General features: G+C 72.3%; 25 protein-coding genes and 1 pseudogene. 15 read left to right on the top strand and 11 right to left on the bottom strand.

Annotated elements, in window-relative coordinates:
* Nucleotides 1-490 precede the first annotated feature (490 nt).
* Nucleotides 491-1378, bottom strand: coding sequence for a sigma-70 family RNA polymerase sigma factor (locus tag ACFXKZ_RS51650; protein ID WP_380015303.1), 888 nt, complete (start codon nt 1376-1378; stop codon nt 491-493).
* Nucleotides 1379-1863: 485 nt separating this feature from the next.
* On the opposite strand from ACFXKZ_RS51650, the gene ACFXKZ_RS51645 reads away from it, so the two are divergent.
* Nucleotides 1864-3417 (top strand): MFS transporter, encoded by a 1554-nt coding sequence (locus ACFXKZ_RS51645; protein ID WP_380015300.1) that lies wholly within the window; start codon nt 1864-1866, stop codon nt 3415-3417.
* Between the two features lie 222 nt (nt 3418-3639).
* On the opposite strand, the pseudogene ACFXKZ_RS51640 reads toward ACFXKZ_RS51645, so the two are convergent.
* Nucleotides 3640-3816 (bottom strand): annotated as a pseudogene (locus ACFXKZ_RS51640) (ATP-binding cassette domain-containing protein); the annotation flags it as partial.
* Between the two features lie 331 nt (nt 3817-4147).
* Between ACFXKZ_RS51640 and ACFXKZ_RS51635 the strand changes: the two are divergent.
* Nucleotides 4148-4576 carry an OsmC family protein gene (locus ACFXKZ_RS51635; protein WP_380015297.1) on the top strand — a complete coding sequence of 143 codons (429 nt, stop codon included), beginning with the start codon at nt 4148-4150 and terminating at the stop codon, nt 4574-4576.
* A gap of 96 nt (nt 4577-4672) precedes the next feature.
* Here the strand turns inward: ACFXKZ_RS51635 and ACFXKZ_RS51630 are convergent, their stop codons facing one another.
* The gene (locus ACFXKZ_RS51630) at nt 4673-5350 is read right to left on the bottom strand and encodes a class I SAM-dependent DNA methyltransferase (RefSeq protein WP_380015294.1); all 678 of its coding nucleotides are present in this window, start codon (nt 5348-5350) and stop codon (nt 4673-4675) included.
* 190 nt (nt 5351-5540) lie between these two features.
* Between ACFXKZ_RS51630 and ACFXKZ_RS51625 the strand changes: the two genes are divergently transcribed.
* A complete protein-coding gene (locus tag ACFXKZ_RS51625; protein ID WP_380015291.1) occupies nt 5541-6203 on the top strand; it encodes a hemerythrin domain-containing protein in 663 nt (220 codons plus the stop codon).
* Between the two features lie 273 nt (nt 6204-6476).
* The gene (locus ACFXKZ_RS51620) at nt 6477-6965 is read left to right on the top strand and encodes a beta-class carbonic anhydrase (RefSeq protein ID WP_380015288.1); all 489 of its coding nucleotides are present in this window, start codon (nt 6477-6479) and stop codon (nt 6963-6965) included.
* Nucleotides 6966-7071: 106 nt separating this feature from the next.
* Here the strand turns inward: ACFXKZ_RS51620 and ACFXKZ_RS51615 are convergent, their stop codons facing one another.
* Nucleotides 7072-8106 carry a hypothetical protein gene (locus ACFXKZ_RS51615; RefSeq protein ID WP_380015285.1) on the bottom strand — a complete coding sequence of 345 codons (1035 nt, stop codon included), beginning with the start codon at nt 8104-8106 and terminating at the stop codon, nt 7072-7074.
* A 209-nt stretch (nt 8107-8315) separates the two neighbouring features.
* Here ACFXKZ_RS51615 and ACFXKZ_RS51610 point away from each other — a divergent pair, with 209 nt between their 5' ends.
* From ACFXKZ_RS51610 to ACFXKZ_RS51600, 3 genes are all read left to right on the top strand, one after another.
* Nucleotides 8316-8762 (top strand): DUF4267 domain-containing protein, encoded by a 447-nt coding sequence (locus ACFXKZ_RS51610; protein ID WP_380015282.1) that lies wholly within the window; start codon nt 8316-8318, stop codon nt 8760-8762.
* A 179-nt stretch (nt 8763-8941) separates the two neighbouring features.
* Nucleotides 8942-9334 (top strand): BlaI/MecI/CopY family transcriptional regulator, encoded by a 393-nt coding sequence (locus ACFXKZ_RS51605; RefSeq protein WP_380015279.1) that lies wholly within the window; start codon nt 8942-8944, stop codon nt 9332-9334.
* A complete protein-coding gene (locus ACFXKZ_RS51600; protein WP_380015276.1) occupies nt 9331-10293 on the top strand; it encodes a M48 family metalloprotease in 963 nt (320 codons plus the stop codon). The genes ACFXKZ_RS51605 and ACFXKZ_RS51600 overlap by 4 nt, the downstream gene beginning before the upstream one ends.
* 42 nt (nt 10294-10335) lie before the next feature.
* Here ACFXKZ_RS51600 and ACFXKZ_RS51595 read toward each other — a convergent pair whose 3' ends face one another.
* Complete coding sequence (locus ACFXKZ_RS51595) at nt 10336-10797, bottom strand: ATP-binding protein (RefSeq protein WP_380015273.1); 462 nt, start codon at nt 10795-10797, stop codon at nt 10336-10338.
* Nucleotides 10798-10975: 178 nt separating this feature from the next.
* On the opposite strand from ACFXKZ_RS51595, the gene ACFXKZ_RS51590 reads away from it, so the two are divergent.
* The 4 genes from ACFXKZ_RS51590 (at nt 10976) to ACFXKZ_RS51575 (ending at nt 14042) form a co-directional block, all read left to right on the top strand.
* Entirely contained in the window at nt 10976-11176 is a 201-nt protein-coding gene (locus ACFXKZ_RS51590; protein WP_380015271.1) for a DUF1918 domain-containing protein, read from the top strand.
* A 63-nt stretch (nt 11177-11239) separates the two neighbouring features.
* Nucleotides 11240-11701, top strand: coding sequence for a universal stress protein (locus tag ACFXKZ_RS51585; RefSeq protein WP_380015268.1), 462 nt, complete (start codon nt 11240-11242; stop codon nt 11699-11701).
* 221 nt (nt 11702-11922) lie between these two features.
* Nucleotides 11923-12702 carry a VOC family protein gene (locus ACFXKZ_RS51580; protein ID WP_380015265.1) on the top strand — a complete coding sequence of 260 codons (780 nt, stop codon included), beginning with the start codon at nt 11923-11925 and terminating at the stop codon, nt 12700-12702.
* A 224-nt stretch (nt 12703-12926) separates the two neighbouring features.
* Nucleotides 12927-14042, top strand: coding sequence for a PP2C family protein-serine/threonine phosphatase (locus ACFXKZ_RS51575; RefSeq protein WP_380015262.1), 1116 nt, complete (start codon nt 12927-12929; stop codon nt 14040-14042).
* 91 nt (nt 14043-14133) lie between these two features.
* On the opposite strand, the gene ACFXKZ_RS51570 is transcribed toward ACFXKZ_RS51575, so the two are convergent.
* The 6 genes from ACFXKZ_RS51570 to ACFXKZ_RS51545 form a co-directional block, all read right to left on the bottom strand.
* Nucleotides 14134-14826 (bottom strand): RraA family protein, encoded by a 693-nt coding sequence (locus ACFXKZ_RS51570; protein WP_380015259.1) that lies wholly within the window; start codon nt 14824-14826, stop codon nt 14134-14136.
* Between the two features lie 157 nt (nt 14827-14983).
* Entirely contained in the window at nt 14984-15652 is a 669-nt protein-coding gene (locus ACFXKZ_RS51565; protein WP_380015256.1) for a response regulator, read from the bottom strand.
* Nucleotide 15653: 1 nt separating this feature from the next.
* Nucleotides 15654-16922 carry a sensor histidine kinase gene (locus ACFXKZ_RS51560; RefSeq protein WP_380015253.1) on the bottom strand — a complete coding sequence of 423 codons (1269 nt, stop codon included), beginning with the start codon at nt 16920-16922 and terminating at the stop codon, nt 15654-15656.
* Entirely contained in the window at nt 16919-17773 is an 855-nt protein-coding gene (locus ACFXKZ_RS51555; RefSeq protein ID WP_380015250.1) for an ABC transporter permease, read from the bottom strand. The genes ACFXKZ_RS51560 and ACFXKZ_RS51555 overlap by 4 nt, the downstream gene beginning before the upstream one ends.
* The gene (locus tag ACFXKZ_RS51550; RefSeq protein WP_380015247.1) at nt 17773-18708 is read right to left on the bottom strand and encodes an ATP-binding cassette domain-containing protein; all 936 of its coding nucleotides are present in this window, start codon (nt 18706-18708) and stop codon (nt 17773-17775) included. The genes ACFXKZ_RS51555 and ACFXKZ_RS51550 overlap by 1 nt, the downstream gene beginning before the upstream one ends.
* A gap of 308 nt (nt 18709-19016) precedes the next feature.
* The gene (locus ACFXKZ_RS51545) at nt 19017-19703 is read right to left on the bottom strand and encodes a TetR/AcrR family transcriptional regulator (protein WP_380015244.1); all 687 of its coding nucleotides are present in this window, start codon (nt 19701-19703) and stop codon (nt 19017-19019) included.
* Between the two features lie 162 nt (nt 19704-19865).
* Here ACFXKZ_RS51545 and ACFXKZ_RS51540 point away from each other — a divergent pair, with 162 nt between their 5' ends.
* From ACFXKZ_RS51540 to ACFXKZ_RS51525, 4 genes are all read left to right on the top strand, one after another.
* Nucleotides 19866-20828 (top strand): metal-dependent hydrolase, encoded by a 963-nt coding sequence (locus ACFXKZ_RS51540; protein ID WP_380015241.1) that lies wholly within the window; start codon nt 19866-19868, stop codon nt 20826-20828.
* 129 nt (nt 20829-20957) lie between these two features.
* Nucleotides 20958-22004, top strand: a complete 1047-nt coding sequence (locus tag ACFXKZ_RS51535; RefSeq protein ID WP_380015306.1) for a PDR/VanB family oxidoreductase — start codon at nt 20958-20960, stop codon at nt 22002-22004.
* Nucleotides 22005-22035: 31 nt separating this feature from the next.
* Nucleotides 22036-22908, top strand: coding sequence for a M24 family metallopeptidase (locus tag ACFXKZ_RS51530; protein WP_380015238.1), 873 nt, complete (start codon nt 22036-22038; stop codon nt 22906-22908).
* 23 nt (nt 22909-22931) lie between these two features.
* Nucleotides 22932-24728, top strand: coding sequence for an SDR family oxidoreductase (locus ACFXKZ_RS51525; protein WP_380015235.1), 1797 nt, complete (start codon nt 22932-22934; stop codon nt 24726-24728).
* The last annotated feature ends 293 nt before the right edge of the window (nt 24729-25021 follow it).

Raw genomic sequence — 25021 nt, 5'->3', positions numbered from 1 at the left:
AGCACCCACCCCGCCCGCCGCTGCCGGCCGCTTTCAAGCCGACCAACACACCCGCCTCGCCGGAAACCCCAAGTCTCGAAGCCACGCACGCCGGCGGCGGCCCACCACCGACCCTGACCAGCCCCGCACCAGCCACCCGCACCCCAAGGCGCAACGCACGCCAAAAACACCCGACCCACCAGGAAACGCACGCCCGGCGAACCCAACCCGAGCACCCACCCCGCCCGCCGCCGCCGGCCGCTTTCAAGCCGACCAACACACCCGCCTCGCCGGAAACCCCAAGTCTCGAAGCCCCGCACGCCGGCGGCGGCCCACCACCGACTCAGACCAGCCCCGCACCGGCACACCGCAGCCGAAGCGTGACTCTCGCCGAAGCACGCGACCCACTCGGCAAGGCCACCCGGGGATCCGACCCGGCCATCCCCCGCTCCGCCGCTGCCGGCCGCGCGCCCACCGCTCGGCCCGCAACCCGCCCCGCGGCGGCCTTCGTTCAGCTCGCCGGGACGGTCAGGTCCAGGTGGCTGAGGCGGGTCGGGTCGGCCAGGATGTCCAGGCTGATGATTCGGCCGGCCGCGAAGCCGAAGGCCAGTACCGACATCGGCCGGCCGGCGGAGATGGCCACCACCCCGGCCATGCCGTTGACCAGTGCGGGGCGGGCGCTGTCGGCGATTTGGGCGAAGGCGAGCGCCTGGCCGGCCACCGCCGCCGCGCCGCGCACGATCGAGCCGCCGGGGCGCAGCGGGCCGCCGTCGGCGCGGGCCACCACGTCCGGGTCGAGCACCGCGACCAAGGCGTCGAAGTCGCCGCCGCGGACGGCCGCCAGGAACGCGTCGACGATCTCGCGCTGGACGGCGAGGTCGACGTCGGGGGACGGGGCCGCGCCCTGGACCCGGCGTCGGGCTCGGCTGGCGAGTTGGCGGGCCGCGGCCGGTGTGCGGTCCACGATCGGCGCGATCTCGTCGAACGGGACGGCGAACAGGTCGTGCAGGACGAAGGCCAGCCGTTCGGCGGGGGCGAGCGTCTCCAGGACCACCATGAGGGCGAGGCCGATCGAGTCGGCGATCAGGACCGATTCCTCGGGGTCGCCGGCGCCCATCCCGGTGATGATCGGGTCGGGCACGTGTACCTGCGGGTCCAACGGCTCCTCGCCGCGGGAGCGACGCGAGCGCAGCATGTCCAGGCAGACCCGGCCGACCACGGTGGTCAGCCAGCCGGCCAGGTTGTCCACCTCGTCCGGGTCGGACCGGCTGAGCTTGAGCCAGGTCTCCTGGAGCGCGTCGTCGGCCTCGGTCAGCGAGCCGAGCATGCGATAGGCCACCGCCAGCAGGTGGCCGCGGTGCGTCTCGAAGCGCTCGGCCAGAAAATCGTGCTCGTTCATCCGCATCACCATCACCGTCACCATCCCCGTCCTGCGGTCGCGTCCTCGGTTCTCGTCGCGACCCTCACAGCCATGACGTTGCGACCAGGGCCGATGTGACAGCGCGGGGACGGCGGGAACGGAAGCACGGACCGAGGGACGGACCGAGGGACGGACCGAAGCACCGGCCGAGGATGCGGACCTTGGGCCGCGCGTCGGGGCGCCCCCTGGGGCGTACGGAAATTGCCCTCCGCCCCGCTGTCACATTCGCCCTCGGCGATCCGTCAAGGCGGTGACGAACGAGTCCCGGCCTCTGCGGCCGGGGGCGGAACCGACGCGAACGTACGACGCGGCCGGTTCGGCGGATCCCCGCGACGACGCGCGGCCGGTTGCCTCCCGCGACCGCCCGGCGTGGGTGGGACCTGCCCTCGAACACCCGACACCGCGATCGCCACGGACGTCCGATCGCTCGATCACCCGATTCCGCATGGTTTAGGAGAAATGTGATGTCTGCCACCGATTCGGCGACGAGCCGATCCGGACCCGGCGTCGGCACCGGAGCGATCCTGGCGTTCCTGTGCCTGGGCCAGTTCATGGTGTTCCTCGACGTGTCGATCGTGAACCTTGCGCTGCCGTCGATCAAGACCGGCCTGGACATGTCGGAGGTGAGCCAGAACTACATCGTCACCGCCTACGGCACCGTCCTCGGCGGCTTCCTGCTGCTCGGCGGACGACTCGCGGACACCTTCGGCCGTCGCCGGGTACTGCAGGCGGGCTTCGTGCTGTTCGCACTCGCGTCGCTGGTCTCGGGCCTGGCGCAGAACGGCACGATGCTGATCACTGCACGCGGCTTCCAGGGCCTGGGCTCGTCGATGATCGCGCCGTCGGCGCTGTCCATCCTGACCAACACCTTCCCCGAGGGCGCCGAGCGCAACAAGGCGCTGGGCATCTGGGGTTCGCTCGCCGGCATCGCGTCGATCGTCGGCGTGATCATGGGCGGCCTGCTCGCGGACGGACCCGGCTGGGAGTGGATCTTCTGGATCAACGTGCCGATCGGACTCGGCGTCGCGCTCCTCGCCCCGAAGGTGCTGCCGGAGAGCGTGGCCGAGGAGCGTGAACACAGGTTCGACGTGGCCGGCGCGGCCACCCTCACCGCCGGTCTGCTGCTGCTGATCTTCACCCTGGGTGAGGCCACCACGGTGGGCTGGGCCACGACGCGGACCAGCGTCAGCCTGAGCGCTGTGGCCGCCCTGCTCGGCGCGTTCGTGGCGATCGAGGCGCGGGCGGCGGCACCGATCCTGCCGCTGCGGGTCTTCCGATTGAAGACGATGCGGACCGCGAACCTGTCCGCGATCCTGGTGTTCGGCATGTTCGGCGCGCTGTTCTTCTTCGCCAGCCTGTTCATGCAGGACGTGTACGACTACTCGCCGATGAAGGCCGGCTTCGCCTACGTGCCGCTGGCCGTCGCGGTCGCGGTCGGTGCGGGGGTCGCGTCGGGTCTGATCACCAAGGTGGCCGCGCGACCGGTGTTGATCGCCGGACTCGCGGTGACCACCGCAGGACTGCTCCTGCTGTGGCGGGCCCCGCTGGACGGCCGGTATGCGGTGGACATCCTGCCCGCGTTCATCGCCCTCGGCCTCGGTTGCGGCATGTGCTTCGTCACCCTCCAGATCGCCGCGTTCGTGGGCATCAGCGAGGAGGAAGCGGGCATGGGCGCCGGTCTGATCAACACCAGCCAGGAGGCGGGCGGCGCGCTCGGCCTCGCGGTGATCGCCACCATCGCCTACAGCGGCTTCGCCGGCGACATGACCCGGGCGGCGGGCAACGTGCACAGGATGCACGAGGCGCAACTGTCGGTCAACCACGACGCGTTCCTGTCCGCCGCGATCCTGGGCGTGGTCGCGTTGCTCTTCGCGGCGCTGCTGATGCCCCGGGGCCAGGCGGCGATGAGTTCCGCCCCGGCGCCGGCGGCCGGCGCGGCTCCGGCCGGTGCGGCGGGCGGCGTGGACGTCACCTCCGCGATGACGGAGGCCGAGGTCGAGATCGAGGCCCGGAAGTAGCCGAAGGCAGCCCGGGAGTTCCCGTCGAGGCGTCGCCCCGGACCGAGTTCGGCCCGGGGCGACGCCTCGACGTGTCGAACGACCGCACGGACTGCGGCGCGGGCTCGCCGACACCCCCGTGCGGCCGAGGCGCCGGACACGACACGTCGACCGGTTGCGCGGGTCGTCGGCATCGCGGCCGAGCCCGTGCGCGACGGCGACCGGCATCAGGTGCTCACGTACCGTCAGGTCCGGGTAGTGGGCGCCGACATCCGGCACGGTCGCGATTCGGGCGGGGGTGGCCGGGTCGTCCTCGTCCACGGGAGCGCCGGCGAAGCGCACCCGGCCCGAGGCGGGCCGTTCGCGGCCGACGGCCAGGCGGAGCAGCGTCGATGTGCCGGACCCGTCGTCGCCCGTCAGCGCCAGGCACTCCCCGGGGCGGATCGACGCGCTGACCCGTCGAGCACGGGCCGGTCCCCGTAGCGGTGGCCGACCTCGTCGAGGACGAGCAGCGCGTCGTGGTCGGCGCTCACGGCGCTTCCCCTCCGTTCGAGGCGTTCGTTGCGGCGACCGGCCACCCGGCGGCTCGGCCCTCGGCCTACGCGGGACGTCCGCGCCGCCCGGGCGACCTCCATCGGGCGTCTCGCCGGCCGAAGAACGGGGAGGAAACCGGGGTCCGAAGCGGCGCGAGGCGCGGCAGGCCGTCGCCACTTCCACGGGAACGAATATCGTCACGCGCTAGGGTCGTCCCATGACTATTCGTAGCGCGACCGCACACTGGCAGGGCACCATCCTCGAGGGCGCCGGCACCATGCGCACCGGTAAGGGCGGCCTGGAAGGCGCCTATTCGTTCAAGTCCCGCTTCGAGGAGGGCGAGGGCACCAACCCGGAGGAGCTGATCGGCGCGGCTCTCGCGGGCTGCTTCTCGATGGCCCTGGCCAAGGGCCTGGGCGACGCGGGCTTCCCGGCCACGAGCGTGGTCACCACCGCCAAGGTGCACCTGGACAAGGTCGACGGCGCCCCGACCGTGACCCGGATCGACCTGGAGAACACCGTCGTGGCCGCCGGGATCGACGAGGCCGAGTTCCTCAAGATCGCCGATGTCACCAAGCAGAACTGCCCCATCTCGCGGCTGCTGGCGCCCGGCACGGAGATCACCCTGACCGCGTCGCTGGGCTGACCCGGCGCACGCTCCCCGAACCGCCGTCCGGGCTCACGTCCCGGACGGCGGCCGGGGCAACCCGGCCCGGCGCAACGGAATCCCGACCCGACCGGCTCACGGGACAGGGTCGAGCCCGGGCTTTCGGGCCGACAGATACGCATGCCGGGTGGGACGTACACCCTCGCCGGGATCGGGTTCGCGAACCGTCCGCGCGTGCATGACCAGACCCGACGCGGTGAGCAGCTCGGCGATCATGTCCGGGTGCCGACGATGGCAGTCCAGGGACACCTCGTGGCCGAACGCCTCGGTCAGGCGCAGCGGTTCGTCGCCGGCCTGAAAGGCGAGCAACAACCGGCCCCCCGGAGCCAGGACCCGATGGAACTCGGCGAACACGCACGGGAGTTCCTCGTCCGGTACATGAATGATCGAATACCAGGCGACCAGCCCGCCGAGGCTGTCGTCCGCCAGGTCGAGGTCGAGCATCGAGCCCACCTCGAAGCGCAGTTCGGGATGCTCCCGCCGGGCAGTCGCGATCATCCCCGGCGACAGGTCGAGGCCGAACACGCGCAGTCCCAGGCCGTGCAGATACGCCGCGATCCGACCCGGGCCACAGCCGATGTCGGCGACCGGCCCGGCCTCGGGGCCGGCCGCGAGCACCGATTCGGCGAAGACGGCCAAGTGGGCCCGATCCATCGGCTTGCGCGCGAGTTCGTCGCGGGCGAGGTCGGTGTACGCGGCGGCGATCGTGTCGTAGGACGCTCGGGTGGCGCGAAGGAAGCCGGGTTCGCTCACGCCGCGACACCCTAACCATTGGGTCGGACAACGCCGATCGACGGAGTCGACGGCGGCTACCGGATCGCGGACCCACCGCCCGGTCACATCACCCCGTCGCCGCGCGTCAAAGAGGTACACGAGTGCGGGGTCACCGAGATCGAGGGCCGACTCCCCGCGCCACCCGACCCGGCCACAAGCGAGGCATCCCATGCGCAACAAGGCCTTTCGACACGACATGTCGACCACGTTCGCCATTCACGACGCGCTGCGCCGCGACCTGGAGCGCATCGCCCGCCTGGCCGCGCGTGGCGAGGACGAGGCATGGCGTGTGTTGCGGTTCGCGGGCGGGTGGGGGATGTTCGAGCGCTGCCTGCGGGTGCATCACGACGCCGAGGACGCCGCCCTGTGGCCGCTCCTGCGGCGCGGGCTCGCGCACCGGCCGGACGAGTCGGCCCTGATCGCGGTGATGGAGGCGGAACACGCCACCTTCGACCCGCTCCTGGACGCGATAGACGCGGCACTGGCCGACCCGGTGTGGGGACCCGCCCGGCTCTGCGACCTCCTCGACGGCCTGGTCGCCGGGCTGCGCGGGCACCTCGCCCACGAGGAGGACGAGGTCCTGCCGCTCCTGGACGCGGTCGCCGGCGCCGATCAGGTGCACCGACTCGACGTGGAACACGGCCGCCGCATCGGCTCCGGCACCTGCCGCTACCTGCCCTGGCTGTTGGATCAGGCGGATCCCGAGACGGTCACCACCATCCTCGGCCGACTCCCGGAATCCATCCGCCCGACCTACCTGAACCTGTGGCAACCGGCCTACGCGGCCCGAGACCTGTGGGGCACCCACAACCGATCGACCCTGGCCTCCTGAGCGGCTCCACCCCGAACGGGTGTGCGCTTGCGCCACACGGGCACGTTCAGTTCACTGTCCTCATGGGGAACGGGCCCGGTGTGGCGTCGACTTCGCTCGAAGGCTTCTGGCCGACGCGCCGCGTCCGCCTGTTCGACGAGTGGTGTCCATGGGCCACGCCGCGTGTCGTCACCGCCCGCGTGGCCGCTTCGCGTCCGAACCCGCCCGGTTCGCACGACACTTCGGGCGCCGGGATCGGGTGAGTCCCGCAACTCCCCAGCCGAAGGACCCCACATGTCCGTCACCGACGAACTCCTGGCCAACAACGTGGCCTACGTCGAGAACTTCACCGGTCCCCTCCCGCTCCCGCCCGCCCGGCACGTCGCCGTGGTCGCGTGCATGGACGCGCGGTTGAACGTGTACGCGATCCTCGGGCTGGCCGAGGGCGACGCACACGTGATCCGCAATGCCGGCGGGGTGATCACCGCCGACGAACTGCGGTCGCTGACGATCAGTCAACGGCTGCTCGGCACCGAGGAGATCATCCTCATCCACCACACCGACTGCGGCATGCTGACCTTCGACGACGACGGGTTCAAGGCCGACATCGCGGCCGACACCGGCCTCAAGCCCGCCTGGGCGAGCGAGGCGTTCACGGATGTGGAAACCGACGTACGCCAGTCGATCGGCCGGATCAAGGCCGACCCGTTCATCGTGCACAAGGACCGTGTGCGCGGCTTCGTCTTCGACGTGGCCACCGGGAAGCTCAACGAGGTCGCCTGACCCACGACGCCACCCGGCCCGAGGGCCCGAGGAACACACGCGGATCCTCGGGCCGGGGGGGAGATCGTACGAAACGCCGGAGGGTTCGACGCGGCGTGCCCGACGCTCAGCAGGCGAACGGATCGGTCGGGTCGGTGGCGTCGCTCGGATGGGCGGGGTACGAAGGCCCGTTCGGCGGCGCCGCACCGCGCCGGGGACCCGCACCGGCGGACGTGACCGCGGCACGCACCGAGGCCGTACCCGTCGCCGGACGGTCACCCGGCCCCGATCCCGTACCGGCAGCCGACCCGTCGCCGATCCCCCGCGCCGCCTCGACCCCGTCCGGCTCCTCGTCGCCGTCGGCCGCGACCGCCTCGGCCTGTTCGCGCTGAGCGCGGAGCCTCGTGGCGATCGTGTCGGTCCGGGCACGCAGCACGCGGGTACGCTCGGCCGCCGCCGCGTCGTCCGAGCCGCCCGCCGAGGCGGCCTCGACCACCTCGACGCCGTGCGCCCGCGCGGTGGCCACCAGGCTCTCCGCGACGGCGGTCTGCCGAGCCAGCAGCGCGGTCGCGAACAGGCTTGCCCGCAGGGTGCGTTCCCGACCGAGCAGGCCGCGGTAGGTGATCTCGCAGGCCACCGGCACCCGGTCGATGCGCCGGTCGTCGGCCTGTTCCAGCGAGGCCAGGACGACGGTGAGCAACCCCTCCACGACCTTGGTGACCGCCCACTTGCGCCCCGGCAACGGCGGCAGCACCTCGCGGATTCGGTCCACCTCGGTGTCCAGCGCCGCCGTGGTCATCGACTCGAACGCGTCGTGCGTGGTCAGCCGGACGACCTTCTCCCACGGGATGTCCTCCCCGTCGAAGCCGACCGTCTCCGGGCCGAACCGCACCGCACCCAGGCCGTCGAGCAACCGCAGCGGCCGGGCGGTGATCGCGGGTACCTTCGGGTGCCGACAGACCAGCGCGCCGAGGGAGAACTCCCAGGCCAGGAAGGTGGGCGCGTTCGGCGCGGGCAGTGCGTCCAGCGTCGCGTGCACCCACTCGCCCGACGCAACCCGGGCCCGACCGGCCCCGATCCGACTGCCCACCGCGGCCCGCCCGGACGCCGCCGCGGAGCCCACCGCGCCGCCGATGCCCCGCAGTTGGTCCCGTATCGCCACGTCCCCGCTCCCCTCGCCGAACCACCCCGCGAACCCTTCATGATCACCTTAATCGCACCCACCCCCACCGACCGGCCCCGGCGGCTCCCCGCGCACCCTCCGGGCCGCCTCCAAGTCGCTTCCATGTGCCTTCCAGGACCACCCGGCGAGTGTTGTCCCCACAAGACGACGACAGCCGGTCCCACCGGCCCGACACCGGGGAGAACACCATGAAGCTCAGGACCCTCACCACCATCCTGGCCGCGCTCGGTGGCGCGTTCATCATTTACGTGGGCCTCGCCTACCTGATCGCCCCCCAGTCGACCGCGTCCGGCTTCGGCCTGCCCAGTTGGCCCGAACACGAAGGCACCGGGTTCCTCGCCGTCAAGGGCGTCCGCGACATCGGCACCGGGCTGGTCATACTCGCCCTCCTGCTGACCGGACACCGGCGGGCGCTCGGCTGGACGATGCTCGCCATGACCTTCATCCCGGCCGGCGACATGACGGTCGTGCTGAGCAACGACGGCTCCACCGCCACGGCCTTCGGCGTCCACGGCCTGACCGCCTCGCTGGTGGCGCTCACCGCCGGCCTGCTGCTGCGCGAACGCCCGGCCGCGGCAACCGCCCCCGCGCCGACCGCGACCACCCCGCACGTGAGCGTCCCGGCGACACGTTGACCCCTCGGGCCCTGCCGGCGATCGTGCTCCGACGCCTGCGGCGCGAAATAGCGCGGGATGACCGGGAACCCCGCACCAACGGGTACGGTCTAGTGCCGTCACGGCGCCACCGAGCGTGGCGCGGACGGGTGCGGGGTACGGGGCCGGGGGAGCGAAGCCGGGGACGGAGGGACACGGGCATGGGCGAATCACCGCGAGTGCAGGGCGAGTTGCAGGCCGAGATCATGGCCGTGTTGTGGCGGATCGAGGCCGGCACCGTCGAGCGGATCAGGTCCGAACTGCCCGAGTCCTCACGCGGGGCTTATACGACCGTTCAGACCGTGTGCAACCGCCTCGCCGAGCGGGGGCTGTTGGCCAGGGCGCGGGAGGGTCAGGCGTTCGTGTACCGGCCGACGGTGACCGAGGCCGACTATGTGGCGTCGTCGGTGTCCTCGGCGCTCGCCGCGGCGTCCGAACCGGCCCGCCGGGTGGCGCTGGCTCAACTCGTCGGCGGTCTGGACGCGTCGGAGTTGGCCGATCTGCGTGCGCTGGCCCGCCGGATCGAGATCGAACGCGAGCCCGACGGCCGATGAGTTCGCTCGCCGTCTGGGCCGCGCTCCTGGGCGCGGCGATCGTACTTCCCCACCTCGCGCCGCTGGACCGGGTCCGTCCCGTGGGCGCGGCGGCGGTCTGGGCGTCGGCCTTGGTGGCCCGCGCGGCAGTGGCGATCGGCCTCGTCCTCACCGCGGTGATCTGCCTGCCCGACACCCCGCGCTTCGCGCACTGGGTACGGGAGTTGCCGCACCAGGTGGTCACCGGCGTCGGCGACACCGAACTCGCCCTGGGCGGCCTGGCGTTCCTGACCCTGGCCGCGGTCGCCCACCGCCTCCGGACCTGCCTGCGCGACGCCCGCACCCCCCTGCACCCGCTGCCGCTGACCGGCCCGGGCGGCAGCATCGTGGTCGGCGACCGCGAGGTGCTGATGGCGGCCGTCGGCTGGCGGCAGCGCTCGATCGTGGTCAGCGCCGGCGCGTTGGCGGCGCTCGACGACGACGAGTTGGCGGCCGGTCTCGCACACGAACAGGGCCACATCTCCCGCGCCCACCACTGGTGGCAGGCCGGCGCCGAGGTGTGCCGCCTGCTCGCCCGCTGCCTGCCCGGCACCGCGCGGGCCGCCGACGAGTTGGCGTTCCAACTGGAACGGGCCGCCGACGTATGGGCGATCGAGCACGGCCACGACCCGGTCGTCCTGGCGAGCGCGGTGTGCAAGGCGGCACTCGCCGGGCCGATCCGCGAACCCGACCCGAGCGGCGGGGCGCACCACCTGATCGGCCGCTCCCCGACCTACGCGGGACGCCGGGTCCGCCTGCTCCTGGAAGGCTGCCCGACCGGCACCCACCGACGCAACCTGGCGGTCCGGGCAAGCGCGCTGGCCATGACCGTCCTGATCACCGGCGCAACCCTGACCGGCACCACCCACTTCGGCACGACCCTGCTCCGCTGCCACATCACCACCACATGCCCCCACCCGATCCAGTCGGCACACCGCTGACGCCGCCGTCACCACACCCGCCCGGCCCCGCCCGACCGCCCGTCACCCACCCGCCCCCGTCACGGTCCGCGCGAGCGTCGCCCACACCAGCAGCTCGCCCGCCGCCGGCCGGCTCCCCCACTCCACCGCGAGCGCCTCGACCAGGCGCAGCCCCCGACCGCATTCGCTGTCCTCCGCTGGGCCGTTCGGCCGAGGCAGCCGTCGTGGCCGGGCGTGCCGACTGCGGACCGCCAGGTGGATCCGCGTCGGCTCGATCCGCACGTCGAGGTCCATCGTCGGCCCACTCCCGTGCCGAATCGCGTTGCTCAGCAACTCGCAGACGATCAGCTGCGCGGTATGCACGTCGTCCTCGTGCACGTGCCGCCGACGCAGCGCCGAGGCCAGCACCCGACGGGCCCGAGGCACCTCGGCCGCCACCGCGTCGAAGACCGCACCGCCCCGAAGCGCGGGCTGCTCCGCGGGATCCGCCGGGGTGGCCGACCCACCGCCTGCACGCTGCGCCATCCGACACATCCCCTCACCGGGCGAAGCACGTAAGTCCTACGAACTGTAGGAGAGATCGGCTCGGGACTCCAGCCACCATCGACGACGGCTCGTTCCCGACCTTCACCCACCGTGATCATCCTGTTACGATCTGATGGCTGAATCGACTTTCCACCCCACTCCAGAGGAGCCAGTCGACATGCATGCCACCAAGGGTGATCGCCTTCTCATCCACGGCCGGGTCGTCGGCCAACAGGACCACGTCGTCGAGATCGTCGAGGTGCTGGGCCCGAACGGTACCCCGCCCTTCCGGATCCGCGCCGCGGACGGCCACGAATCGATCATGTCCCCGGGCCCGGACTGCGTGGTCGAACACCGCCAGTCCCCCGACCAGGGGTAGCCTCGGAAGCCGTCGCCCGCCCCTCGAACGCGTGCGCACGACCCCCATGTCCGAGGAGCACCCGTGACCGACCCCGCGTCGCCGCCCGTCTTCGAACTCGGTACGGACGGACCGCGCGCCGTGCTCGTCGGCGTGGACGGCAGCCGCACTTCCCTCCGCGCCGCCGACTACGCCCTCGGGCAGGCCCGCCGCGGCGACGCGGAGTTGGTCTCCGTCTACGTCCGCGCCCCCATGGGCATCGCCGCCACCACCCCCGAGGGGGCCGGGGTGATGGAGCAGGCGCACGAGTCGGCCGTCCACGAGGTCGCCGACTACATCACGAAGCGGGCCGCCGAGTTGCGGGTGCACCACCGCTTCGTCGAGGCGTACGGCGACGTGGCGCACGAGATCGCCAAACTCGCCGACCAGGTCCGCGCTGACGCGGTGGTCGTCGGCGCCTCCGAACGATTCGGCCACCGCCTCGTCGGCTCGCTCGCGATCCGCTTGGTCCGCTCGGCCCGTTGGCCGGTCACGGTCATCCCCTGAGCCTTGAGCCCCCGCTCCCCCATACCTCACGCCCGCCCTGACCTCCCGGCGGATCGCTCACCCGTTCGACACGACCGCAGCGCGACCGCAGCGCGACCGCAGCCCACCACCCGCCCGTGCGCAGGCGCGGAACGGGTGTCCGGCGTCAGACTTGTCGAGTCCGTGCAATTCATGACATCTGCGGCAATTCGGACCGAAGCGAGGTCCGGCGAAGGAGCGACATGCTCAGCACCGACTACGCGACCGGCGCGCCGAACTGGCTCGACCTGGGCAGCCCCGACACCGACGCGGCGGCGCGTTTCTACACCACGATCTTCGGCTGGGACTTCCTGTCGGCCGGCGAGGATGCCGGCGGCTACGGCCTCTTCCAGCAGGACGGCAAGCCGGTCGCCGGACTCGGGCCGCTGACCGAGGAGGGCGCCTCGTCCGCCTGGACCGTCTACTTCAAGAGCCCCGACGCCGACGCGACCGCCCGCGCCGTGACCGACGGCGGCGGCCGGGTGCGGGTGGAACCGTTCGACGTGATGGAGATGGGTCGGATGTCGCCGCTCACCGACCCGGCGGGCGCCGATTTCGCGATCTGGCAGCCCGGTACCTTCCAGGGCGCGGAGCTGGTCGGCAAGCCGACCTCGCTGGCCTGGGTCGAACTGCACGGCGTGGAACTCACCGCCGCGCTCGCCTTCTACGGGAAACTGTTCGGCTGGCGCACGCAGCAGTTCGAGATGCCGGGCATGACGTACAACGTGCTGTCCACGGCCGAGGGCGACCAGCAGGCGACCTCCTTCGGCGGCATCGTGCCCGACCCGCACGGCCAGGACGCGCACTGGATCGCCTACTTCGAGGTCGCCGACCCCGACGACGTGATCGCCAAGGCGGAACGCAACCGCGGCACCGTGACGATGCCCGCCGCCGACGTCCCGGACGTGGGCCGACTGGCGTGGCTGACCGACCCGTTCGGCGCACCGTTCGCCATCATCAAGAGCGTGGACCAAACCGCGTAGACCGCGTGGCGCCGAGGGCCCGGATCCCCCGGCCCGGCGGCGCCGCGATCGACGTCCCGGGCCCGACGGCTCCGGGACGCCGACGGCGTTCGCCCGGATCCCGCTGCTCCCCACCACGCCCCCGCCCCCACCTCGCCGGGCCGCCCGTTCGGGTGTCGTCACCTGTTCAGCGGGCGCAGTACGTGCGGCATACCAGTACATTCTGGGCGACCATGGACGCACCGATGAGCAGCAGGGAGCCGCAGCAGCCCGTGGCCGGAACCGCGACACAGTCGCTGTTTCGTCAGATCGCGCTGCCCGTCGGCATCCTCGTCGTGGTCACCGTCGTGGACCTGGCGACGGGTTCGTCGATGGTGTTCTATCCGTTCCTGCTGCTCGCACCGACCCTCGCCGCCGCCACCGCGCCGCCCCTGGCGATTCTCGTCATCGGCGGCGTCTCCCTGCCGCTGCGCTACTGGCTGGCGTCGGTGGACGGCTATCTCGGGCCCGAGTACCACGACCTGTTCAACATCAGCACGTGGATGTACGTGATGGCCACGGCACTGGCGATGTACCTGTCCGCCGCCCGGATACGGCACGAGCGGGCATTGGTCGCGGTCTCCGAGGTGGCCGTCGCGGCGCAGCGCGCGATCCTGATGCCGCCGACCGACGGCCTCGGCGGCCTGCGCTTGGCGGTGCGCTACTTCGCGGTGGCCGAGGGGGCGGAGCTGGGCGGGGATCTGTACATCGCGCTCGACACCCCGTTCGGGGTGCGGCTGATCATCGGCGACGTGCTCGGGAAGGGGCTGGGGGCGGTGCGGACCGCCTCGATCACGATCGGCGCGTTTCGCGAGGCGGCGTACGACGAGCCGGAACTGAGCGCGGTGGCCCGCCGGGTGGACGCCAGTGTGACCCGCAACGCGCCGGCCGACCGCTTCGTGACCGCGCTGCTCGTCGAGGTGCGGGCCGAGCAGGTGGCGTTCGTACACCGGGGCCATGAGCAGCCGGTGGCGATCCGGGCGGACGGCACAGTGCATGTGCTGGAGCCGCCCGATCCGGGCCTGCCGCTGGGTCTGGGCGAGCTGGACCCGGGCACGCCGCCCGAGTGGGAGGTGCCGTTCGGCGCCGGCGACCTGCTGCTGCTGATGACCGACGGCTTCGCCGACGCCCGGGACGCGAGGGGCCGGCACTATCCGCTGGTCGAGCGGATCGAGGCGCTGCTCGGCGGAGAGCGGCCGATCGCGGCGGATCCGGTGGCCGCGGTCGAGCGGCTGGGCGACGACCTGCGGCGACACGTCGGCACGCTGCGCCTGACCGACGACGCGCTGGTGCTGGCGCTGTGCCGCCCGCCGGCCCGCTGACCGCCGGCCGACCGCGTGGCAACCGTGTACCGGCCCCGGGACGCCGCGCCCCGCCGCCGAACGCCGGCGCGCGCCGACCGCTGACCCTCGGCTACTCCTCGATCGCGCCGCCCGTGCGGCGCAGGTGTTGCCGGAACGTGTACGACGGGTCGGCGGCGCGGCGGGAGAGGTAGTCGGCGAAGGTGGTCTGCTCGCGCAGGGTGTCGCCGGAGCGGATGCGGCGGGCCTGTTCGCGTTCGGTGTCGTGGATGCGGTGGGCGGTGGCCAGGACCTCCTCGACCCGGTCGGCGGCGACGAACAGGACGCCGTCCTCGTCGCCGAACACCACGTCGTCGACGCCCACCGTGTGCGGCCCGATCCGGGCCGAGGTCAGCGCCTCGGGCTCACGCTCGTCCAGCCGGGTCGGTCCCGGCGGGTAGGCGCCGTAGCTGAACACCGGCAGCCCGATCTCGACCAGTTCCGGCGTATCGCGGTGCAGCCCCCACACCACCAGCGCCGCCACCCCCGCCGCCTCGGCCTCCAACACCGCCAGATCGCCCACACACGCCTCGTCGACCCGACCGCTGTTGTCGATCACCAGCACGTCACCCGGCGCGGCCGCGCCGAACGCCTCCAGGAACACGTCCACGCTCCCGTAGTGCCGAACCGGCAACACCCGCCCGGCGACCCGCTGCCCGGGAACCACCGCCCGAATCCCGGGCGGCGCGATGCGCAGCGGTGCGTCGACCCGGACGCAGGCGTCGGCCACGAGAGGTGTGGACAGGTCCGCGAATGCCTTGAGCATGTGCGTTCTCCGTGGCTCGGCACCGTCGCCGTCGACGGCGCGCCCGAATACGACAAGTCAGTCTCATGATGCTACCCACCCGCCCACCCTCCGTCGACGCACTCGGCACACCCGGCGGTCGGGCCGCGCGCATCACGGCGGTTGCACGAGACGGCATTCACAGGGGTTGCACGAGGCGGCTTTCGTAGGCGACCACCACCGCCTGGACCCGGTCGCGGACGCCGAGTTTGGCCAGGACCCGGCTGACGTGGGTCTTGATGGTGGCGTCGGACAGCTGGAGGCGGGCGGCGATCTCGGCGTTGGACAGGCCGCGGGCCATCTCGACCAGGACGCCGCGTTCGCGTTCGGTCAGGCCGCCCAGGCGCGGGTCCTCGGCGCCGGGGGCGGCGTCGTGTTCGGGCAGGCGGTGGGCGAAGGTCTCCAGGAGGCGGCGGGTGATCCGGGGCGCGACCACCGCGTCGCCGGCCGCCACCGAGCGGATCGCAGCGAGCAGTTCGGCGGGCAGCGCGTTCTTGAGCAGGAAGCCGGAGGCGCCGGCGCGCAGTCCGGCGAACGCGTACTCGTCCAGGTCGAACGTGGTCAGGATGAGCACCCTGGTATCGGGGCAGCGCTCGGTGATCAGCCGGGTGGCCTCGATGCCGTCCATGCCGGGCATCCGCACGTCCATCAACACCACGTCGGGACGGGTGCGTTCGGCCAGGCGCACGGCCTCCTCGCCGCAGTCGGCCTCGCCGGCCACGCTCATGTCGTCCTGGGCGCCCAGAACCATCGTGAACGCCATCCGCAGCAGCGGCTGGTCGTCCACCACCAGTACGTCGATGGCCACGTCAGGATCCTCCCGGGTCGGTCAGGTGCAGTACGGCCGACACGCGCCAGCCGCCGCCGGGCAGCGGTCCGGCCGCCACTTCGCCACCGTAGACGGCGGCGCGCTCGCGCATGCCGGCGATGCCGCTGCCGGCGCCGGTGCCGGTGCCGGTGCCGGTGGTGGCGGTAGCCGCGGCGCTGGTGGTGCCGCCGGCGGTGGCGAATGCGCGCGGGCGGCCGTCGTCGACCACGCTCAGTTCCAGGCGATCGGGCGAACTCCACACCCGGATACGGGCGTTCGCGCCGGGTTCGGCGTGCTTCAGGGTGTTGGTAAGGGCCTCCTGGGCGAGCCGGTACACCGCGAGTTGGGCACCCTGCGGCACCTCGCGGGTGTCGCCCTGGATGGTCAGCGTGGTCGGCAGGCCCGCCGCGCGGACCTGTTCGGCCAGCGCGCCGAGCCGGGCCAGGTCGGGCTGCGGGTGCCGAGCCGCGTCCGGTTCGTCCTCGCGCAGCACGCCCAGGAAGCGACGCATCTCGGTGAGCGCCTGCCGGCCGGTGCCGGAGACCTGCTCCATCGCCGTCGCGGATCGGTCGGGCGTACTGCGCACGGTCATCGCGGCGGCGTCGGCGAGGGCGACCATCACCGACAGGTTGTGCGTGACGATGTCGTGCATCTCCCGGGCGATCCGCGCGCGTTCGGCCGCTACGGCGAGTTGGGCCTGCTGTTCCTGGTCGCGCTCCAGGCGGTGGGCGCGGTCCTCCAGGGCGGCCAGGTAGCGCCGTCGGGTGCGCAGGTTCGCGCCCAGCACCACCGCCGTGACGGCCATCGCGCTCAGTCCGACGAACGCGCCGAAGCGGTAGCCGTCCAGGGTCCAGCTCCCGACGGCCAGCAGGATGCCGACCTCGACCACGGCCAGCGCGTACACCGTGCGGCGCCGGTCCTGGGTGGCGGCAACCGTGTACAGCGCGATGAGCAGGCTCGCGTCCGCGCCCGTGCGCGCGTCGATGATCCACTGGATCAGGGCCACGGTCGCGATCACCGCGAACACCGCCACCGGGGCCCGGCGGCGCAGCGCGAGCGGCAGGATCAGGGCAAGCCCGACCACCGACCAGGCGGACAGCCGCATCAGGTTGCCGGACTCGAAAATGAGCACCAGGCCCACCGCCACGGTGGTGTCGGCCCAGATCGGATGCCTGCGGGTGAAGGTCATCACGCGCGCCGGGACGGCGGCGAGCCCATGCCCGCCGCCGTCCCGCCGTAGCGCCGTTTCGATGCGCCGTGCCGTACTCATGCGTCGCGCCTGCGCAACAACACCGCCGCTGCCGCGAGGGTCGCCGCGGCGTAGAGCGCGAAGACCGTGATGCCCGTGTTCGGGGACAGCGCGTCCGCCGACGGATGCCAGCGGGTGAACGCCTGACCGGCCTCGCTGGGCAGGTATTTGGTGATGTGGTCCTGCCACGCGGTCGGCAGGGCCTGCACCACCTGGGGCAGCACGAGCAGCAGGCCGAACACGATCGCGATGCCGCCGGCGGCGTTGCGCACGATGGCGCCGACGCCGATCGCCAGGATGCCGGTGATCGCGAGGTAGAGGGCCACGCCGATCACCACGCGCGGCACGCCCGGGTCGCCGAGTGCGACGTCGATGTGCTCCTTGCTCAGCACCGCCTGCCCGGCCAGGAACGCGATCAGGGAGGTGACCAGCATCAGTGCGAAGGTGACCGCGCCGAAGACGACGGCCTTGGCCCACAACACGGGCAGGCGGTGCGGCACCGCGGACATCGTGGCCCGGATCGAGCCGGTGGCGTACTCCCCGGTGATCACCAGCACACCGAGTACGCCGATGGCCAACTGGGCGAGGTAGAGGCCGGTCAGGCTCGCGTTGGGCGCGGAAAACCGCGCCCGCTCGGCGGCACCGGTGTCCGGCCAGCGGTCGACCGTGCCGGAGGTGACCAGCAGGCCGAGCGCGATCACCACGAAGACCGCGGCGACCAGGACCCAGAACGTCGAGCGCAGGCTGCGCAGTTTGATCCATTCGGCGTGGAGCACACGGACGAAGGTGACCCGGCCGCGCCCGGCGGCGCGGGAGACGAAGTCGGGGGTGGGCGTGGGAGCGGGGGCGCCGGGGGTGATCGTGGTCGACATCAGGCGGCCCTGCCCTGTGTCCCACCCGACGGGTCGCCGACCCGATACTCGACCGCGTCGCGTGTCGACTCCATGAACGCCTCCTCCAGGGACACCCGATGCGGGACCAGTTCAAACAGGGTGATGCCGTGCGCCGCCGCGATCCGGCCGATGTCGTCGCTGGAGACCCCGCTGACCTCCAACACGTCGCGCTCCTCGGTAGCGATCCGCACCTCGGGCCCGAACAGCAGCGCCCGCAGCCGATCGGCGTCGGGGGTGCGGACCCGGACCAGGTCGGGCGCGGCGCCCGCAATGAAGTCCGCGACCGACGTGTCGGCGATCAGCCGGCCCCGACCGACCACGATCAGGTGCTCGGCGGTGAGCGCCATCTCGCTCATCAGGTGCGAGGACAGGAAGACCGTACGTCCCTCGGCGGCGAGCGACTTGAGCAGGGTACGAATCCACAACACGCCCTCGGGGTCGAGGCCGTTGACCGGTTCGTCCAGGACCAGCGTCGCCGGGTCGCCGAGCAGTGCGGTGGCGATGCCGAGGCGCTGGCCCATGCCGAGCGAGAAGCCGCCGACCCGCTTGCGGGCCACCTCGTCCAGGCCGACCATCCGGATCACCTGGTGCACCCGACGGGTGGGGATGCCGGTGGTGGCGGCCATGGACAGCAGGTGGTGGTACGCCGAGCGGCCGGTGTGTACCGCCTTCGCCTCCAGGAGCGCGCCGACCTCGTGCAGCGGGGCCGGATGGTCGGCGTAGCGGCGACCGTTGACGGTGACCGAGCCGGAGGTGGGGCGGTCCAGGCCCAGGATCATCCGCATGGTGGTGGACTTGCCGGCGCCGTTGGGACCCAGGAAGCCGGTGACCACGCCGGGACGGACGGTGAAGCTCAACCCCTCCACGGCGGTCTTGGGACCGTAGCGTTTGGTCAGTGCTTCGGCTGTGATCATCGCTGGATCTCCGCGGCTCCGGTGCGTCGACGCCTCCCCGGGGAGGGCCGCCGGGCGGGTGCCCGGTATGCCCTCGACGGTAGGGAATCGGTACGGCCGTGACGATCGCCGTGCGGACGAACCTTTGGGGCGTGGACGTGCGCCCGGAGGGTGAACGGGTACGCCCCGGGGATGACCCGGGTGGAGTGGGGGTCGGGTGGGGGTGGAGTGGGGGTCCGGCGCGGGGCGAGTGCGGGTCGAGCGCTGTGGGGCGTCGATCCTTGCCAGGGCGTGTCTTCAATCTCCCGACGGGAGATTGAAGACACGCCCTAGTCCGGCTGCTGCTTCCGCGCGCGCTGCAGGGCGAGGGCGGCCTCGGGTGGTTGCCACGCCGGGTCGAGGTCGGCGATGGTGACGAACGTGTCCATCAGCAGCATCACCAGCAGGTTGTGGACCTCCTCGCGGGCCAACTCCCGCCGGGCCAGCCAGTCCAGCGTGACCCCCTCGACGCAGTACAGCCAACCCACCAGCGCGGCGCGGGCGATCGGCGACAGGTCGACGCGGCCGTAGGCGCCGTCGGCGAGCGAGGTGAGCATCTCCTCGCGGACCCGTTCACGGATGGTGAGCACGTCGGTGTCGAAGCCCACGCCCCCGCTGACCACGGTGCGGTAGGCGGCCTCGTTGCCCTGGGCGAAGCGCAGATAGCCGTCCAGCACCTTGCGCAGCCGGTCGGCCGCGGGTTGGTCGGCGTCGCTGCGGGCGCGGGCGACCAGGTCGGCGACGGAGTCCTCGATCACCGCGACGTAGTAGCCGCGCTTGTTCCGGAAGTAGTAGTAGAGCAGGCCCTTGGCGACGTTGGCCCGAGTCGCGATCTCGTCCACGGACAGCGCGTCGTAGGAGGTGTTCGCGAACAACTGGCGCCCGATGGCCACGAGTTCGGCGCGCCGGGCCTGCGAGCGCTCGGAGTCGGGCGGGGTTCGGCGACCCTCCGTGCGGGATCGTTGACTCTTGTTCAAATCGGGGCCTGGTTTCGGTCGCGGCGACGGCGGCGGGTACGCGCAGAGTATCGAAACCGGCGGGCGCTCGAAGTATTGACTTTTATTCAACACTCCCTACTGTGAGGTAACAAGACAGGTGACCAGAGAGGCAGCAAGAGTTCCCCACGAAGGAGCACCGTCATGTCCTCGGCTCCCCCCGGCCCACCGCTCCCCCGCCGCGACCACCGCGACCGTCACTCGGCCCGAACCCCGGCCAGGGGTCCGGCCGTTCGCGCCGACGAGCACCACGACCTCGCGCTCAACCCGCGCGACGTGCGCTTCGACTGGTCGCGCCTGCCGATGCACTGGGTCCCGCAGGAGCCGATGGCCACACACACCATGAACGTGCTGCACCTGCTGCTGCCCGAGGGCGAGCGCTGGTTCGTGCGCACCTTCCGGGAGGCGTTGCCGCTGGTCACCGACGAGCGGCTGCGCGAGGACGTGATCGGCTTCATCGGCCAGGAGTCCGTACACGCCGAGGCCCACCAGGGCGTGCTCGACCTGCTGCTCGCCAAGGGCCTGGACCCGGCGCCGTTCGTGCGCCAGGTGGAGTGGCTCTTCCACCGCGTGCTCGCCGGCCGGGACGACCTCACCGGCCCGGCCGGGCGCGAGCACCTGATCGAGCGGGTCGCGATCATCGCCGCGATCGAGCACTTCACCGCGTTCCTCGGCGACTGGGTGCTCGACGCGCCCGGCCTGGACCGGGCCGGGGTCGACCCGGTGATGCTGGACCTGCTCCGCTGGCACGGCGCCGAGGAGGTGGAACACCGCAGCGTGGCCTACGACTTGCTGGTCCACCTCGACCCTGGCTATCTGCGCCGGATGCGCACGATGGCGGTCACCGGACCGGTGCTCACCTGGATGTGGGTGCGCGGCGTGCGCTTCCTGATGCTGGCCGACCCCGACCTGGAGGGCCGGGCCCGGCCCACGTGGCGCGCGTACGTACAGGCGTCGCGGCGCGGGTTGTTGCCGGGGCTGACCGGCGCGGCCCGCTCCGCCGCGCGGTACGTCAAACCGCGCTACCACCCGACCCAGGAGGGCTCGACCGGGCAGGCGGTGGCGTATCTGGCCCGATCTCCGGCGGCGCGGGCGGCTGCGCGGTAGTTCGCTGCGATACCCCTTTCGATCCGGACACCGAGGATGCCGATGAATCCATCCATACCGCCGACTTCCGCGCCGTCGGAGCCGATCACGCCACCGACGGACCTGTACGGGCGCGAGCGCGGCGACCGGATGATGCGGGCGCTGACCGTGCTCGGCCGCGTCCACACCGAGGCGATCGCCCGGCGCGGACGGCGGGCGGCCCGGGTGGGCGCGCCGAACACCCCCGCCGTGCGCCCCGACGCGCTCGAACTGGTGGTGCGGGAACGGGTCGTCGAGGCCGAGGACGTGGTCTCCCTGCGGCTGACCGCACCGGCCGGTGGCCGACTGCCCCGCTGGCAGCCGGGTGCGCACCTGCTCCTGTTGCTGCCGTCCGGACGTCGCCGGCACTACTCGCTGTGCGGCGACCCCGAGGACCGCTACACCTATCGGATCGCGGTGCGCCGGCTGGCCGCGGGCGGCGGCGGATCGATCGAGATGCACGACGCGTTGCCGGTGGGCGCCACGCTGCGAACCGCCGGTCCTCGCAACGCGTTTCCGTTCGCCGCCGAACCCGCCGTGTTGTTCCTGGCCGGCGGCATCGGCATCACCCCGATTCTGCCGATGGTGCGTCGGGCCGCGCGGGTCGGATCGGACTGGCGGCTGATCCACCTCGGACGCACCCGCGAGTCGCTGCCGTTCGGCGCCGAACTGGCGGAACTGGGCGCCGCCGAGGGCCGGTTCGAGGTGCGCGCGGACGACGAGGAGGGCCCGCCGGACTGCGCCGAACTGCTCGGCCGCGCGCCTGCCGGGGCTGCGGTGTACTGCTGCGGGCCGGCACCGATGCTGGCCGCCGTACGCGAGGCCGTCGAGGCAAGTCCGGCGGTGGGCCTGCACTTCGAACGTTTTGCGCCGGCGCCGGTGGTCGACGGCCACCCGTTCACGCTCCGCCTGCGGCGCAGCGGCATCGAGTTGCCGATACCGGCCGATCGGCCGGCGCTCGATGTGCTGCGCGAGGCCGATCCCGACACCGCCTACTCCTGCCGGCAGGGCTTTTGCGGCGTGTGTCGGGTCAACGTGGTGGCCGGCACGGTGCAGCACCGCGACCTGCGCCTGACCGACGACGAACGCGCGGCCGGCGCGATGCTGATCTGCGTCTCCCGCGCCGCCGAGGGCGAGCGGTTGGTCCTCGACCTGTGACGCGCATGATCTCGCTTGGAAGGCGGCGTTGATGAGCACACGGCTCAAGGTCCCGGCGGCGCGCCCCGGGGGCATGCCGGCGTTCCGGTACGACGAGGACGACCTGGATCGATTCCGCGACGTGCAGCGGTTGGCGTATCGGTGCGCCGAGCGGGTGGCGGCCTGGATCGAGCCGGGCGTCACCGAGCGGCAGACCGCCGCGCGGCTCGGGCGGGAGTTGGCGGCGGAGGGTGTCCGGGACTGCTTCCACATCCCGTTCGTGTGGTTCGGCGACCGCACCGCGTTCCGCAACTTCCGTACCCCGCTGCAGTTCTTCCCGAGCTGTCGGGTCCTGACCGAGGGCATGCCGTACGTGCTGGACTGCGCACCGATCGTGGACGGGTACACGGGCGACATCGGCTACGCGGACAAGGTCGGCGAAAACCCGGTGTGGGACCGGGTCGTGGCCGATCTCGGCGCCTATCGCGAGCTGATCGTGGCCGAGGTGCGCCGGCGCAGGCCGCTGGACGACGTGTACCGGGCGGTCGACGCACTGACGGTCGCGCACGGCTACGACAATCGGCATCGGGTCTATCCGGGGCGGGTGATCGCCCATCAGGTCACCCGGGTCACCTTGCGGAGACCGATCGGGGTGAACGTGCTCGGCTTCGGTGTGCGCACGATTCGCACCCTCGGTCGGGAGCTGATCGCCGAGCGGCTGCACGGGCGTTCGCCGCTGTGGGCGGACGGTCGAGCGTCGCGACATGCGCCGACGCCGGGCCTGTGGGCGGTGGAACCGCACATCGCGCTGCGCGCGGTGGGGGCCAAATTCGAGGAGTTGCTGGTGGTCACCGACGACGACGCGTACTGGCTCGACGACGACGTGCCGCACGTGCGGCGGTTGCGCGAAGGGGGGTCGCGATGACGCCGGGGGCTTCCGAGGGGGTCGTGAACGAAGGTGTCGTGGAGGCGGTCGGGGAGGTCGGCGTCGTGCGCGCTCGGACCGTCGTCTCCGGTGGGGTCCGGCTCGCGGTGTACGAACAGGGGCCGACGGACGGCCCGTTGGTGCTGCTGGTGCACGGCTACCCGGACACCCACCACGTGTGGGACGACGTGGCCGCCGATCTGGCACACGACCACCGGGTGGTGCGCTACGACGTGCGTGGCGCGGGGGCGTCGGGGGTGCCCGGGAGTCGATACGGCTATCGGCTGGAGCAGTTGGCCGCCGACCTGTTCGCCGTGCTGGACGCGGTGAGCCCGGAACGGCCGGCGCACGTGCTCGCCCACGACTGGGGTTCGATCCAGGCGTGGGAGGCGGTCACCGACCGGGCCGGGCCACGCCGGATCGCCTCGTACACCTCGATCTCCGGGCCGTGCCTGGACCACGTCGGACACTGGGCCGGACGCCGACTGGCCCGGCCCACGCCACGGCATCTGCGCCAACTCGCGGCTCAGTCGGCGCGTTCCTGGTATATCGCGGTGTTCCTCCTGCCGTTCCTCGCCCCCGCGGCCTGGCGGTCGGGACTGGCGGCGCGCTGGGGCGGGCTGTTGGCCCGAGCCGAGGGGGTGCGGCCGCGCGCGGATCACCCGCAGGCCACGCTCGTCGACGACGCGGTACGCGGCATCGAGCTGTACCGGGCCAACATGCTGCCCCGGACGTTGCTTCCGGGGCGGCGCGAGACGACCGTGCCGGTGCAGCTGATCACCCTCGCCGACGATCCGTATGTGGGTGCGGCGCTGTCCGAGGACCTGGACCGCTGGGTGCCCCGGTTGTGGCGGCGCACGCTCGCGGCAGGCCACTGGTCCGCCCTTCTGGAGAAAGGCCCGACCGTGGCCCGGATGACCCGCGAATTCGCCGCACACATCGACCACGGCACCACGACGCCCGGCCTCGACGCGGCCCGGCACGGCGAACGGCCGTCCGGAAAGGACCCGTTCGCGGGCCGGCTCGCCCTGATCACCGGCGCGGGCGGCGGAATCGGCCGAGCCACCGCAATCGCGTTCGCCGAACAGGGCGCCGACATCGTGGTGTGCGACGTCGACCCGGCCGGAGCCGAACGCACCGCCGAACTGGCCCGCCTGTACGGGCGTTCGGCGCACGTGTACCGCGTCGACGTGTCCGACGGCGCGGCCATGGACGCCTTCGCGGCCAAGGTCGCGGCGGCACACGGCGTCCCGGACATCGTGGTCAACAACGCGGGCGTCGGCCACGCCGGCACGTTCCTGGCCACCACCGACGCCGAGTGGAAGCGGGTGTTGGACGTCAACCTGTGGGGCGTCATCCACGGCTGCCGGGCCTTCGGCACACTGCTGGCCGAACGCGGCGAGGGCGGACACATCGTCAACATCGCGTCGGCGGCGGCGTACACCCCCTCCAAACTGCTGGCGGCCTACGCGACCACCAAGGCGGCGGTGGCCATGCTGTCGGACTGCCTACGAGCCGAACTGGCCGGCTCCGGCGTGCGAGTGACCACGATCCACCCGGGCATCGTCAACACCGGAATCACCCGCAGCACCACGTTCTCCGGAATGAGCACCAGCGACCAGGCCGCACACCGAGAACGAGCATCCAGACTCTATGCCCGCCGCAACTACCCTCCGGAAAAGGTGGCAGACCAAATCGTCCGAGCAATCCGCCGTCGCCAAGCGGTGGCACCAATAACCCCGGAAGCCCGAGCCGCCTGGTGGCTGAGCCGCCTATCCCCCACAACAATGCGAATACTGGCCCGCGCAGGCATCGCGTAACCACCCCCGCCACTCACCGTGCCCAGGCCCCCGCTCCTCAACGCCGACACCGACACCGGCACCGGCACCGGCACCGCGCAACCGTCGCCACGGAACACCCAGGAGCCAAGTCGGCCACGGGCGGAGCGTCCCCGGCGCGCGTTGCGCTTGTGGCTGCGGGTGCCCGGTCCGGGGCGGCCAGAGTCGGTGGTGAGCCGCCGCCGACGTGCGGGGGTCCGAGACTTGGGGCTTTGGCGAGGCGGTCATGTTGGTCGGCTTAAAAGCGACCAGCAGCGGCGGACAGGGAGGGCGGC

It is taken from the genome of Embleya sp. NPDC059237 (assembly GCF_042754105.1).
Lineage (GTDB): Bacteria > Actinomycetota > Actinomycetes > Streptomycetales > Streptomycetaceae > Embleya.
The sequence above is the reverse complement of the archived record's forward strand: the minus strand, read 5'-3'. Positions and strand labels throughout refer to the sequence as shown.